The organism is Actibacterium mucosum KCTC 23349 (assembly GCF_000647975.1).
In the GTDB taxonomy this organism is placed as follows: Bacteria; Pseudomonadota; Alphaproteobacteria; order Rhodobacterales; family Rhodobacteraceae; genus Actibacterium; species Actibacterium mucosum.
In genome coordinates this window covers 278929-292567 of sequence record NZ_JFKE01000001.1, presented here as the reverse complement: position 1 = coordinate 292567, position 13639 = coordinate 278929, and the positions used below count along the sequence as shown (strand labels likewise).

General features: G+C 63.3%; 12 protein-coding genes. 2 read left to right on the top strand and 10 right to left on the bottom strand.

The window, feature by feature from the left end; all coding sequences use genetic code 11:
* Positions 1 to 113 precede the first annotated feature (113 nt).
* Complete coding sequence (locus ACMU_RS01400) at positions 114 to 2075, top strand: sensor histidine kinase (RefSeq protein ID WP_035255434.1); 1962 nt, start codon at positions 114 to 116, stop codon at positions 2073 to 2075.
* A 3-nt stretch (positions 2076 to 2078) separates the two neighbouring features.
* Here the strand turns inward: ACMU_RS01400 and fdhF are convergent, their stop codons facing one another.
* Genes fdhF through ACMU_RS01385 form a run of 3 tightly spaced genes read right to left on the bottom strand, consistent with a single transcriptional unit; the run spans position 2079 to position 6883 of the window.
* Positions 2079 to 4805 (bottom strand): formate dehydrogenase subunit alpha, encoded by a 2727-nt coding sequence (gene fdhF, locus ACMU_RS01395; protein WP_035255433.1) that lies wholly within the window; start codon positions 4803 to 4805, stop codon positions 2079 to 2081.
* Between the two features lie 12 nt (positions 4806 to 4817).
* On the bottom strand, positions 4818 to 5195 hold the full coding sequence (locus ACMU_RS01390) for a hypothetical protein (protein ID WP_035255431.1): 378 nt from the start codon (positions 5193 to 5195) through the stop codon (positions 4818 to 4820).
* The gene (locus tag ACMU_RS01385; protein ID WP_035256040.1) at positions 5192 to 6883 is read right to left on the bottom strand and encodes an NAD(P)H-dependent oxidoreductase subunit E; all 1692 of its coding nucleotides are present in this window, start codon (positions 6881 to 6883) and stop codon (positions 5192 to 5194) included. Before ACMU_RS01385 ends, ACMU_RS01390 begins: the two co-directional genes overlap by 4 nt.
* 109 nt (positions 6884 to 6992) lie before the next feature.
* On the opposite strand from ACMU_RS01385, the gene ACMU_RS01380 reads away from it, so the two are divergent.
* On the top strand, positions 6993 to 7220 hold the full coding sequence (locus ACMU_RS01380) for a sulfurtransferase TusA family protein (protein WP_035256035.1): 228 nt from the start codon (positions 6993 to 6995) through the stop codon (positions 7218 to 7220).
* Here the strand turns inward: ACMU_RS01380 and ACMU_RS01375 are convergent.
* The 7 genes from ACMU_RS01375 to ACMU_RS01350 all read right to left on the bottom strand — a co-directional run bounded on the left by ACMU_RS01375 (position 7217) and on the right by ACMU_RS01350 (position 13636).
* A complete protein-coding gene (locus tag ACMU_RS01375; protein WP_328286647.1) occupies positions 7217 to 8794 on the bottom strand; it encodes a molybdopterin-binding protein in 1578 nt (525 codons plus the stop codon). The genes ACMU_RS01380 and ACMU_RS01375 overlap by 4 nt on opposite strands.
* On the bottom strand, positions 8791 to 9282 hold the full coding sequence (gene mobB / locus ACMU_RS01370) for a molybdopterin-guanine dinucleotide biosynthesis protein B (protein WP_035255429.1): 492 nt from the start codon (positions 9280 to 9282) through the stop codon (positions 8791 to 8793). Before mobB ends, ACMU_RS01375 begins: the two co-directional genes overlap by 4 nt.
* Complete coding sequence (gene mobA / locus ACMU_RS01365) at positions 9279 to 9902, bottom strand: molybdenum cofactor guanylyltransferase MobA (protein WP_035255427.1); 624 nt, start codon at positions 9900 to 9902, stop codon at positions 9279 to 9281. The genes mobB and mobA overlap by 4 nt, the downstream gene beginning before the upstream one ends.
* A complete protein-coding gene (locus ACMU_RS01360; protein WP_035255425.1) occupies positions 9899 to 10771 on the bottom strand; it encodes a formate dehydrogenase accessory sulfurtransferase FdhD in 873 nt (290 codons plus the stop codon). The genes mobA and ACMU_RS01360 overlap by 4 nt, the downstream gene beginning before the upstream one ends.
* An 80-nt stretch (positions 10772 to 10851) precedes the next feature.
* Positions 10852 to 12201, bottom strand: coding sequence for a sigma-54-dependent transcriptional regulator (locus ACMU_RS01355; RefSeq protein ID WP_035255424.1), 1350 nt, complete (start codon positions 12199 to 12201; stop codon positions 10852 to 10854).
* A gap of 41 nt (positions 12202 to 12242) precedes the next feature.
* Positions 12243 to 12368 (bottom strand): hypothetical protein, encoded by a 126-nt coding sequence (locus ACMU_RS19835; RefSeq protein WP_268870847.1) that lies wholly within the window; start codon positions 12366 to 12368, stop codon positions 12243 to 12245.
* On the bottom strand, positions 12365 to 13636 hold the full coding sequence (locus ACMU_RS01350) for a c-type cytochrome (protein WP_035255423.1): 1272 nt from the start codon (positions 13634 to 13636) through the stop codon (positions 12365 to 12367). The genes ACMU_RS19835 and ACMU_RS01350 overlap by 4 nt, the downstream gene beginning before the upstream one ends.
* Positions 13637 to 13639 lie beyond the last annotated feature (3 nt).

Sequence of the window (13639 nt, the reverse complement as noted above, 5' to 3'; positions counted from 1 at the left end):
TTAAAAACGACGTGCAACTTTGCCTTGGGGTGCAGCGGGGCGAGTTTCGTAACGCTTGGCACACCTACCCCCCTCCGGCTAGGCTGAGGACATTTCCATTGCTGGAGAGGTTCATGAGCTCGGTCCGCCTGCGATTACTGGTTCTCGCCTTGGCACCGCTTATCCTGTTGATGCCTTTGCTGTTGTTGCTGGGCATGACACGCTGGACTGCTGACTACGATAAGTTGTTGATTGCAAACGTAGAAAGCGACCTTCGGGTGGCCGAGCAATACCTGACACGCATCATGGCCGGCACGCGGGACGACCTGCGCGGCATCGCGGAATCGGTCGAATTTGCGCGGGTTCGCAATCAGGACGGCACAACGCAGGCGCTGTTCTACCGGAACAAGCGGCACGAGCTGGAGCTCGATTTTCTCTATTATTTACAAGGAGATGCCGCCGAACATGTGGCGGCAAAATGGCCGGTAATCCGGCGCGCATTCGGCGGGGTTCCCGACAGTCAGATCGACATTTTCTCGTCACAAGATCTGGCGGTTTTCTCTGACGACCTAGCCAATCAGGCGCGGCTGGACCTGATCGAGACCGAGGCCGCCGTACCCACAAATCGCTTGGTCGAGGATCGCGGCATGGTCGTACATGCCGCCAGCCCCGTTGCCGGAGGTGGTGTGCTGGTAGGGGGTATCCTATTGAATCGAAACCTACAATTCATCGATACGATCAACGCGCTGGTCTATCTGAACGCCGTAACGGGCGGCGACCGACAGGGCACCGCGACGCTGTTTCTGGATGATGTGCGCGTGTCGACCAATGTGCGCCTGTTCGAAGATGTCCGCGCGCTTGGCACTCGTGTTTCCGCGGTAGTGCGCGGCGCGGTTCTGGACGAAGGTCAGACATGGCTGGCCCGCGCTTTTGTGGTGAATGACTGGTACATCTCGGGTTATCTGCCGTTGATCGACAGCTTCGGCGAGCGGGTAGGGATGTTGTATGTCGGCTTCCTTGAAGCGCCATTTTCTGCAGCAAAAAGAGAGGCTTACCTGTGGATGATGGTGGCCTTTGCCGGGGTTTTGGCATTGTCGATTCCGGTGTTTCTGTGGATGGCCAAGGGCATTTTTGCACCGCTGGAACGCATGACCGAAACCATGCGCCGCGTGGGGCGCGGCAACCTGTCGGCGCGCAACGGCAAGATCAGCGCCAAGGACGAAATCGGGCAGGTCGCCGGGCATCTGGACGACCTGCTGGACCAGGTGCAGGACCGCGACCGCCGCCTTCGCGCATGGGCCGACGAACTGAACCAACGGGTCGAAGAGCGCACCTCGGAACTGCGAGAGGCCAATGACAAGCTTGAAGACACGTACCGGCAATTGGTGATGAGCGAAAAGCTGGCATCCATCGGCGAAATCACCGCAGGCGTGGCCCATGAAATCAACAACCCTGTCGCAGTGATTCAAGGCAATGTGGACGTGATCCGTGACACGCTGGGCCAGAAGGCGCAGCCCGTGGTGACCGAGCTGAACCTGATCGACCGGCAGGTGACCCGGATCGAGGCGATTGTTGGCAAGCTGCTGAAATTCGCACGGCCCACCGAGTTTTCGGATTACGAAGAAACCGTTTCTTTACAACCTGTTGTTGCAGATTGCCTGGTGCTGGTGGAACATGTTCTGTCTCATGGTGGCATCGAGGTGGCGACGCAGTTTCGCGATGCGCCGATGGTGCGCATTGACCCTGGCGAGATGCAGCAGGTGGTGATCAACCTGATCGTCAACGCCGCCCAGGCCATGGGCAGCGACGGGCAACTGAACCTGGTGTTGGGCCCCGAGCGGCGCGATGGGCGCGAGGGGGTCTGCCTGCGGGTGCGCGACACCGGGCCGGGCATACCGGATGACCGCGCCGCGACAGTCTTTGACCCCTTCTTTACCACCAAACAGGGCGAGGGGACGGGGCTGGGCCTGTCGATCTCGCAGAGCCTAATCCAGAAGGCCGGCGGGTTGATCACCCTGCATCAACCCGAAGGCGGCGGTGCCGAATTCCGTGTCTGGCTGCCTGCCTATGACGCGGTAACCGAAGCCGCGCAATAGACCCTACGCAGCGGTGACGCGCACAGCGGCGAACTTGAACTCGGGGATCTTGCCGAAAGGATCCAGCACCGGGTTGGTCAGGATATTTGCCGCCGCCTCGACATAAGCAAATGGCAGGAAAACCATGTCGGGCGACACCGCACGGTCGGCCCGCGCCATGACCTGCACCGTTCCGCGTCGGGTGGTCAGGGTGACCATACCGCCCGGTTCCACCCCCAGCTTGCGCAGTGTAGCGGGGTGCAACGAGCAATTCGCTTGCGGCTCGACCGCGTCCAGAACCCGGCTGCGCCGTGTCATCGACCCGGTGTGCCAATGTTCCAGCTGCCGCCCGGTGGTCAGAACCATCGGATACTCGGCATCGGGCGCCTCGTCCGGGGCCACCACGTTGGCCGGCGTGAACCGCGCCCGTCCACCGTCGCGCGGGAAGCCATCGCCGAACACAATCGCCTGGCCGGGATCCGTGGGGCTGAGAGAGGGATAGGTCACCGCCCCCTCGGCCGCCAGCCGGTCCCAGGTGATGTTGTCCAGCGAGGGCATGCCGCGCGCCATCTCGGCATAGACATCGGCGGGGCTGTCATAGTGCCAGTTCAGCCCGCATTTCTGCGCCAGCGCCACGGTGATCGCCCAATCTTCGCGCGCTTCGCCGGGCGGCGGCACCGCGGGGCGGCCCATCTGCACCTGCCGGTTGGTGTTCGTCACGGTCCCCGATTTCTCGTAAAACGCCGAGGCCGGCAGGATCACATCGGCATAATTCGCGGTTTCGGTCAAAAAGATATCCTGCACCACCAGGTGATCCAGCCGCGCCAGCGCATCGCGCGCATGGTCGACATCGGGGTCGGACATGGCCGGGTTTTCGCCCTGCACATACATCGCCTTGATCTTGTCGGCGTGGATGGCATCGATGATCTCGGTCACGGTCAGGCCGGCTTTCCCCGACCAATCGTCGCTGTTCCAGATCGCCTGAAACTCGGCCCGGATCGTGTCGTCGGTCACCGATTGGTAATCGGGCAAAAACATCGGGATCAGGCCCGCGTCCGAGGCACCCTGAACATTGTTCTGCCCCCGCAGTGGGTGCAGCCCCGTGCCCGGCCGCCCCACCTGCCCGCACATCAGCGCCAGGCTGATCAGGCAACGCGAATTGTCGGTACCGTGGATGTGCTGGCTGACGCCCATCCCCCAGAAGATCATGCCCGCCCTGGCCCCGGCAAAGTCGCGGGCCACGGCGCGGATCGTGCCCGCGTCGATCCCACAGACAGGCGCCATCGCCTCGGGCGTGAACGCCGCCAGATGCGCCTTTTCGGCCGCCCAGTTTTCGGTGTAGGCGTCGATATATTGTTGATCGTAAAGGTTTTCTTCCACAATCACATGCATGATCGCGTTCAGCAGGCTGACATCGGCGCCGGGCCGGAATTGCAGCATATGCGTGGCGAACCGGCTAAGCGCCTGACCGCGCGGGTCCATCACGATCAGCTTGCCGCCGCGCTGGGTGAATTGTTTGAAATAGGTGGCCGCAACCGGGTGGTTTTCCACCGGGTTGGCACCGATCACGATGGCCACATCGGCGTTTTCGATCTCGTTAAACGTGGCGGTCACCGCGCCCGAGCCAACATTCTCGATCAGGGCGGCCACGGATGAGGCGTGGCACAGCCGCGTGCAATGGTCGACATTGTTATGGCCAAAGCCCTGGCGGATGAGTTTCTGGAACAGATACGCCTCTTCGTTGGTGCATTTGGCGCTGCCGAACCCGGCCACCTCGACCCCGCGCCCGCGCAGCCCGGCGGCGGCGGCGTCCAAAGCCTCGTCCCAGGTTGCCTCGCGGAAATGGGTGGCCCAGTTGCCGGGATCCACGTTCAGCCCCTTGGCCGGCGCATCGTCGCGGCGGATCAGCGGGCGGGTCAGCCGGTGCGGGTGGTGGATATAGTCGAAACCAAAGCGACCCTTGACGCAAAGCCGCCCCTCGTTCGCGGGGCCGTTCAGCCCCTCGACATGTGTGATCCTGTCATCCTTGACCTTCAGCGACACCTGACAGCCCACCCCGCAGAACGGGCAGATGCTGGCCACCTCGCGGTCAAAATCGGTGCTGTCGCCGGTGACGGTGGCCGGCAGCAACGCGCCGGTTGGGCAGGCCTGCACACATTCGCCGCACGCCACGCAAGAGCTGTCGCCCATCGGGTCATCCATGTCGAACACCGGATAGGCATCGTGGCCGCGACCGGCCATGCCGATCACGTCGTTCACCTGCACTTCACGGCAGGCGCGCACGCAGAGCCCGCATTGGATGCAAGCATCCAGGTTCACCGACATCGCCACATGGCTGTTATCGAGCAGGGGCACGGTCTGCGCGTCCTTGGGCGGCAGGCGACTGCCTGTCACACCGTTGGCCGCGGCCATGTCGTGCAAATGGCTGCCCGCGTCATGCGGCTGGTCGGGCTGGTCGGCCATCAGCATCTCAACCACCATCTTGCGCGCGCGGGTGGCGCGGTCGTTGTTGGTGGTCACCTGCATCCCCTCGGCCACCGGCCGGATGCACGAGGCGACCAGCGTGCGCTCGCCCGCAACCTCAACCATGCAGGCGCGGCAATTGCCGTCGGGGCGATAACCGGGCGCAGGTTTGTGACACAGGTGCGGAATGGTCAGGCCACGGCCATGCGCGGCCTCCCAGATCGTGGTGCCTTCGGGCACGGTCACGGTGTCGCCATCCAGAGTGAAAGTGATCTGCGTGTCGGTCATCGGTTCACGTCCTTAGCTGAGGGCCACGGTCAGGCTGCTGCCCAACAACAACGCCGTCATCGGTGCGCCGAACAGGCGTTCCGGCCGGCTCTGGGTCACCACGGTGTTCAACAGGAATGAGACGCCGCTGACCGCAACCGGCAGCCAGATCAGCCAGGCAAACCCCGGCACCAGACCGGTTTGCGCCACCCCGGCATGCTCTGCGACAACCAAGGCGAGGAAGGCCAGTATCATGGCCTGAAGAGCCGACCCCACGCGCATCGCCGCGGGCAACTGGCCGGTCACCTGCCCCCCCATCGTCATCACGCCCCAGGGCGCACCCAGAACCAGCGCCAGATGCAGCCCTATAATGGCCAGCGTGGCCAGCATATAGATCGTCACGGCGATCATCCCGACACCTCGTCGCCGAAATGCTGCAGCGTCAGCCGGATCGGGTTCGGCGCCGCCTGACCCAGCCCGCAGATCGAGGCATCGGCCATCGCATCACACAGATCGTTCAGCAGCCCCGCATCCCACCAATCGGCCTGCATCAGTTTCACCGCCTTCTCGCAGCCCACCCGGCAGGGCGTGCATTGGCCACAGCTTTCATCCTCGAAAAACCGCAGCATATTCAGCGCCGCGGCCTTGGCGCTGTCTTGATCGCTCAGCACCACGACGGCGGCGGAACCGATGAAGGTGCCGTGGTCTTGCAACGTGTCAAAATCCAGCGGCACGTCGTTCAGGCTGGCCGGTAGCAACCCCGACGACGGCCCGCCGGGTTGATAGGCCTTGAACACATGGCCCGGCGCCATACCCCCGGCAGCCGCGATCACATCCGCGATGGTTGATCCGGCGGGCAGCAGGTGCACACCGGGATTTGCCACGCGGCCCGACACCGAATAGCTGCGCAACCCTTTGCGGCCATTTTTTTCGACGCCGCTCAGAACCTCTGGGCCTTCGCGCATCACGCGGGCCACCCAATGCAGGGTTTCGACGTTGTGCACCAGCGTCGGGCGACCAAAGAGGCCAACCTCGGCCACAAAAGGCGGGCGGTGGCGCGGGATGCCGCGCTTGCCCTCTATGCTTTCGATCATCGCGCTTTCTTCGCCGCAGATATAGGCGCCCGCACCGCGGCGCAGTACGATGAACCCGGGCGGGGTCAGGCCGGCCGCCTCAAGCGCTGCAATCTCGCGTCGCAAGATCTCAAGCACCGCCGGGTATTCGTCGCGCATATAGATATAGACCCGGTCCGCCTGCACCGCATGCGCGGCGATCAGCATCCCCTCGAACATCAGGTGCGGGGTCCGTTCCAGGTAATAGCGGTCTTTGAACGTGCCAGGCTCGCCCTCGTCCCCGTTCACCGCCATCAGGCGCGGGCCGGGATAGGAGCGGACAAAGCCCCATTTGCGCCCCGACGGAAACCCCGCCCCGCCCAGCCCGCGCAGGCCCGAGGCCAGAACCGTGGCCTCGACCGCGTCCCAGTCATCGGCGGCGATCAGGCGTGCCAGCGTGTCATAGCCACCTTCGGTGCGATAGTCGGCAAGGGTCTGGTAGGGCGGGATATGCGCATGCGTGTCGCCACCCGCAATGGCCTGCCGCACCTTTTCCGGGGTGGCGTGGTCGATATGGTTATGACCAATCTCCAGCACCGGCGCCGTGTCGCAACGGCCCATGCAGGGCGCGCGCAGCACGCGCACCTGCGACGGGTCCAACCCATCGCTGAGCGCGGCACGCAACTGTTCGGCCCCGGCCATCTCGCACGAAAGGCTGTCGCACACCCGGATGGTCAGGGCCGGCGGCGGCGCTTCGCCCTCTTTCACCACATCGAAATGGGCATAGAAACTGGCGACCTCGTACACCTCGGCCTGCGACATGCGCAGCTCATGCGCCAGCGCGGCCAGATGCGCGGCCGACAAATGGCCATGCGCATCCTGAATCAGGTGAAGAAACTCGATCAGCAGGTCCCGGCGACGCGGACTGTCGCCCAGCAGCAACTGAACTTGGTCCAGAGCTTCATCCGTGTATTGGCGACCTTTCGGCGTGTTGCGGCCTTTCGCACCACTGCGCCCGGCTTTCCAGATGCCTGCATCCTGCGTCATCGTCGTTCCTTGTCTTTCCTGACCACCCTGTTGCCCCACCGGCATTGAACACGCAATCAGCGGCGCCTTCATCGTGGACACATTCGCGGAAAAAAACTATGTGGAATTGATGGATTTTGACAAGGAATTGGATGCCGTGGGGCTGTTATGCCCTCTGCCCGTGCTGAAGGCGCGCAAATGGTTGCAGGACATGCAACCAGGGCAGGTGTTACGGCTGCTTGCCGACGACCCGGCAGCGATCATTGATGTGCCGCACTATTGCAACGAATCCGGGCATGAGTTTCTGGGCAGCCAGGATGATGGCGCCAATCAGGTCTATCTGATCCGCAAGACCTAAAGGCCGAAACCTGCATAGGGCAGGAACCGAACCGGCGTGCCATGGGCCACGTCGATCGCTTCGTCAGGTAATTCGACCAGGCCCGTGGCCCAGCTGAGCCCGCTGATCCGACCCGACCCTTCAGAGGCAAAGACTTCGGCTGCGCCCTCGGCATTCAGGCGTGCGCGCAGGTATTCGCGGCGGCCCGGTTTCTTGCGTTTGGAAAAACCCGCTGGAACGGTAAACGCCATCGGTTGAACCCAGCCTGCACCGGACATCAACGACAACGCCGGGCGGCCAAAGATCAGGGCACAGACAAGTGCGGCCACCGGATTGCCGGGCAAGCCAAAAACCGGCACGCCCTGCCACATCGCCAGCGCCAGCGGGCGGCCCGGTTTCAGCGCGATACGCCATGCAGACAAGGTGCCCTGATCACGCAACAGTTTCGAGACATGGTCCTCGTCCCCGGCCGAGGCACCCCCCGAAGTCAGGATGACATCCGCCGTCTGCGCAGCGTCGGTCAGGCGTTCTGCGATGACATTTGGGTCATCTGCCACATGACCCAAATCCACGGGCGTATACCCCCAGCCCTTGGCAAACCCAAGCAACATGGGGCGGTTTGCGTCCCAAATCTGGTGTGGCTCGGCGGGTTGGTCAGGCGAGGCGATGATCTCGTCACCGGTGGACAGAACGCCAACTCGAAGGGGCCGATGCGTTTGCACGGCGCCGACGCCAAGGGCGGACAAAAGGGCCAAATCGGGCGCACGCAACCGGTGCCCCTTGGGCAGAGCCAGCGCGCCAGCCCGTACATCCTCGCCGGCGTTGCGCGTGTTGGCACCCGGTTTCACGGGGCCGTCAAAGACCACGGCGGCGCGGTCGACGGCAGTGTCTTCTTCCAGAACAACGGTGTCGACGCCGCTTGGCAACACGGCGCCGGTCAGTATGCGGATCGCGGCACCGTGAGGAACCTTGCCAGCATAGGGTTGCCCGGCGGCGGCGCGGCCATCGACCAACGGCAGGCGCTGTGGGCCTTCACCAGTGGCCGCGTGGGCAAAGCCATAGCCATCCACCGCCGAGTTCGGCTGCGGCGGGTTAGACCGGCGCGCCACGGCGTCGGCGGCCAGAACCCGACCCATGGCTTGTGACGTTGAGAGGGTCTCGGTGCCGGCAACAGGAGCCAAAGCGGCCTGCAGCCGGCCCAGCGCCGTTTCAACCGGCACCCAGTCGACACCTTGCGGCATGGCAAAACAATCGTCGCGCAAACGAGGTGGTTCGGCCAAGGCAGGTAGTGCCGCACGCAGGGCCACGGCGTGATTTGCACCTAACGGCGCGGTTGCGATCAGCGGATCCAATGCGCCGCGCAGCGACACGGCAAAAAGCGCCTGTGCCATAAGCAGGGCACGGTCCTGCGGGGCATCCGCCTCGGCCGAGAATATCGTGGTATCGACCAACACCGTGTTTTCTGTCGGCGCGGTCGAACAGCGCAGGATACCTGGCGCAGCATCGGGCAGGGAACCGCGAGCGTAGCGTGCGGTTTCGGCATCGACCATCGCAAGCCATCCATCATCGGACACAAAGACACGCGTGACGTTCACAACCCAACCTCGGCAAGAATGAAATCGGCAATCGCGCCAGTGTCGTTCAGGTCGAATACCGGCAGGTTGCTTTCCACTGCGCAGTCGGCGGCGACTGCACGGATCGTGTCATTCTCGGACGCCAGCGTGGGTTTGCCGTTTTCGGTGCGAAATGCCTCCACCTTGGGGTGGGCATCGCGTTTATAGCCCTCGATCAAAACCAGATCGACAGGCGACAGATGGCCCAGAAGCTCGTCCAACGTGGGTTCTGGCGCGTCGCGCAATTCGGACATCAACGCCCAACGGTTGGGTGACGACAGCAACACCTGCTGCGCTCCGGCCTCACGATGGCGAAAACTGTCGCGACCGGGTTGGTCGACATCGGTGCGGTGGTGGGCGTGCTTGATCGTCGACACGGCAAAGCCGCGCGCAGTGATCTCGGCCACCAGCCGCTCGACCAGCCCGGTTTTGCCACCGTTCTTCCAACCGGTGATCCCGTAAATCTTCATAGCATTCCCTCGGCCCGGATCAGGTCGTCGGGCGTGTTGACATTAAAAAAGGGGTCATGGCCTTCGGACGGAAACAGCGCCTCGCGCCCATCAAATCGTTCGGTCCAAAGAACAACCTTGGACAGCCCCTCGGTGACGGCCGCACGCAGGTCTTCGCGCAAGGCGACAGGCCACAGGCCAAAGGTTGGGTGCCGGATCAGCCCGCTGCGCGACTTGCTGCGGGTTTTGGCATCACCTTTGGTTGCGGCCAGTACCAGCGGCGGGTCGCCGGCGGCGGCCTGCAGGCGGGCCACAAGGTCGGCGGGGAAGAACGGCGTGTCGGCGGCCACGGTGACCACGCGGTCGGCGCCAAGCGTCGCGGCCCAGTCCATCGCCGCCAGAACCCCGGCCAGAGGCCCCGGATACCCTGCGATGCTGTCGGGCAGAACCGGCAGGCCAAAATCGGCAAACCGCGCCGCATCGCCATTGGCGTTCAGCGCGATGTCGCCCACCTGCGGGGCCAGCCGGTCGATCACATGCGCCAGCAAGGGCCGCCCGCCCAGCGCCAGCAACGCCTTGTCGCCGCCGCCCATCCGCGTGGCCAGACCGCCGGCCAGGATCACGCCGGGAAGGGTGTTCATTCCTGCGCCCCTTTGCGGGCAGATCTTTTTGGCTCGGTCGGCACCGCCGCCGGGTCGGCGTCGCGGATCAACCGGTCGTCGCCCGACAGGCAGACAAAGCGTTGACCGCGCAGGCGGCCGATCAGGGTCAGGCCAACCTGGCGGGCAATCTCGACCCCCCAGGCGGTAAAGCCCGAGCGCGAGGCCAGCACCGGGATACCCATCAGTGCGGTTTTGATCACCATCTCGGAGGTCAGCCGCCCGGTGGTGTACAGGATCTTGTCGGCGGCCGGGATGTCGTGCAGGAACATCAGCCCGGCAATCTTGTCGACAGCATTGTGGCGGCCGACATCCTCCATATAGACCAGCGGCTTGTCCTCTTGGCACAGCACCGTGCCATGAATCGCACCGGCCTCAAGATAAAGGGAGGGGGTTGTGTTGATCTGCCGGGCCAGCGCGTAAAGCCAGCTGGTGCGCAGCGGCGCCTGCGGCAGGCGCAGGCCGTCGATCCCCTCCATCATGTCGCCAAAGACGGTGCCCACGGCGCAGCCGCTGGTGCGGGTCTTTTTCTGAACCTTTTCTTCATAGGTTGTCTCGCGCGTGGTACGGACCACCACGGTTTCGATGTCGTCCTCATAGTCGACCTGCGTGACCTCATCATCGTCGCGCAACATGCCTTGATTGCGCAGAAACCCCAGCGCCAAGTATTCGGGATGATCGCCAATGGTCATCGCCGTGACGACTTCCTGCCGGTTCAGATAGATTGTCAGCGGCCGTTCCTCGACCACGTGGATCTGGGTCGCGTTGCCCAAATGATCAACACCTTCAACGGCACGGGTTAGGCGCGGGTTCAACGGGTCGGGCAGCAGGGGGAAGGTGGGCCGGTCCAAGGGGGGCCTCCGGTTAAGGGGTTTAAGCCACGGGCATTTTGTCGGCTGGGAAGTGCGGGTGCAAGCAGATCTGCGTGGTGTCAGTCGGCCTCGTCCACGGTCCAGGCGGCCATTTTGCGGTCGATGGTTTTGCGTGACACACCAAGTCGTCGCGCGGCCTCGGCCCGGTTCCCATTGCACAGGTCCAGAACATGCAGAATGTGCCGTTGCATAACCAGATCGAGGTTTTCGATCGCCTGCGCGCCTGTCACTTTGCCACTGCCGGAAAACTCGTCGGGGAAAGCCCCGACGATGACCGAGCGTTCGATCAGGTTCTTCAACTCGCGCACATTTCCCGGCCAGTTGTGGCGGCGCAGTTTCAGCAACGTTTCTTCGTCCAGCGCAAGCGCGGGCAGGCCGAGACTGCGCGAGAACTGTTCCATGAAGTGGGCGGCGAGTTCGACGATATCCTCGGACCGCTCGTGCAGTGGCGGCATCTCTACCTTTACCACGTTGATGCGGTGATAGAGATCGGCGCGGAACCGCCCCTGCGCCACGGCTTGGTCCAGATCCGCATTCGTGGCAAAGAGAAACCGCAGATTCATCGGGATCTCGCGTTCCGCCCCCACGGGCCGCACCTTGCGGTCTTCAAGCACGCGCAAAAGGGCGGCCTGAATCTGATCGGGCATTTGAGCGATCTCGTCCAGGAACAGGGTGCCGCCATCGGCCAGCAACAGAAGGCCGGGTTTCAGGCGGTCATCCTCTTCCACGCGTCCAAACAGTTCCACCGCGATGCGGTCAGGGGCCAGCGCGGCGCAGTTCACGGCGACAAAAGGTTTCTCGGACCGGTCGGAAAGCCCGTGCAAGTGGCGCGCGGCCAGTTCCTTACCCGTTCCGCTTTCGCCGGTAAAAAGGATCGGCGTGGGCAACGGGGCAAGCCGCGCAAGGATTTCGCGCACCGATCCCAGTGCTTCGGACGTGCCCAGAAGCTTGCCGCGCGCGGCTTCGGCATGCAATTCGCGGCGCAGCAGCGCATTGTCACGATGCAGGTTCTTGCGATCCAGGGTACGCGCCACGGCGCCAAGAATTTGATTGGCGCGGAACGGTTTCAGCACAAAGTCGCTGACCCCGGCCTGCAGCGCGGCAATAGCGGTTTCAAGGTCGGCATAGGCGGTGATCAGGATCGTATCGGCAAAGAACCCGCGGCGGCGTTGGCTGCGCACCCAGTCCAATCCGGTGCCGCCTGGCATCAGGTTGTCAAGGATCACCAGGTCGAAATGGGCTTCGTCCAGGCAGCGCGTTGCCTCTTGCGGCGAAGCAGCCTGTTCCACCTTTTTGACCCGAGGGCCCAGGATCTTGGTCAGAAAGTTCCGCATGCCCGGTTCATCGTCGATCACAAGGATCGACGCCTCGGACAGGGTACTTCCATAGTCTTCCTGAGTTGTCGTCATCGACTTCTTTATAGCCCCAAACGGGCGGGTGGTCAGCCTGTTCATTTCAGCCGGACTGCCGCGCCAGATTGTCGTTCGTCGGTCGCATAGCCAATTTGCTGCAGGCCAAAAGACGCGGCGACGGCGATAAGGACGATGGCGGCGAAGCCGGTATACATAGCTTTCATTCCGGTTTCTCCTTTGTGGTTGCGGTTTTCAGGAAATCGATCAGGTCAGCCCGGTCATCGGTGCCAGCGATCACCTGCATCGGCATTTTTGAGCCGGGAATGTAGTGATCGGGGCCAATATCAAAGAGGGCATCAACAGTCTCGGCCCCCCAGATGATGGCAGAGCCCTCGAGGATCGGCGAATACGGGTATCCGTCGACCGTGCCGGCGCGGCGGCCAAAAAGACCGTGCAAAGTTGGGCCGGCCTTGCGTGAGGGGCCGGCATCAAGGCTGTGACAGATCGAACATTTGCGCATGAACTGCCGTTCGCCATTTGGCATGGTCTCAGCATCGCGTAGGAAAGAACGTTCGCCATCGATGGCCGGGTCGAATTCGTCCAGCAAGGCCACCGGCCAGGCATAGGCGACATCATCCAACCCCCCGGCATAGATCACCGCGCCGTCGGGCGAATAAGCCAGCGCCCAGACCGGCCCGTTGCGTGTGGCGCGAAAATCACGCGCGATGCGCCATGTATCGGTGTCGACAATCATGATGTAGCCCTGCCCGTCACCCACGGCCAGCTGTCCGGTTTCCGCGTGGTGGGCCATGGATAGAATCGGGCGACGGTCCAGCGTAAAATCAGCCAGGGGCGCGCCGGTATCCGCCACCACCACGCGCGTACCACCATCCACGGCGCCGTAGGCCACCCAGCCGGGGCCCGTGACGACCTGGTTCACGCCAAACCCGTGGTTCACCACACGTTGCGGCGTGGTCCCCGGGGCCTCAAAGCGCAACAGCGCACCATCCGAGGTGCCCGCAAAAACAGAACCGTCCGGGGCAATTGCGATGTCATTCACCCCAGAACCGGGATTGGCAAATAGTCGACCCGGGCCATCGTTCACAGGCCATTGCATAATTGTACCGTCCCAACTGCCGCTAAGGACAAAGCTGCCATCGGGCGAAACGGCCAATGTTGTGACTTTGCCTTTGTGACGGCCCAGAACGCGCGGTGCATCGCCCCAAAGGCGCACGGTGAAGTCGTCACCGCCCGTCACGGGCACGCCCGCGGCCAAAGTCACGACGTTCACCGCGGCGTCGTGCCCTTCCAGCCATTTCGGATCGCGTCCGGTCCAAAGGCCCACGGAGTTGTCGAAACTGGCGGTCGCTACCTGTCCAGCGGTCGACACGGCGATGTCCATGATCGGACCTCCGTGCCCCTTGAGCGAGGTAAACTCTTGCGCGTGAACCGGATCAGCCAGCAGCGCGAAGATCGCCAGTGCCATCCGCATTAC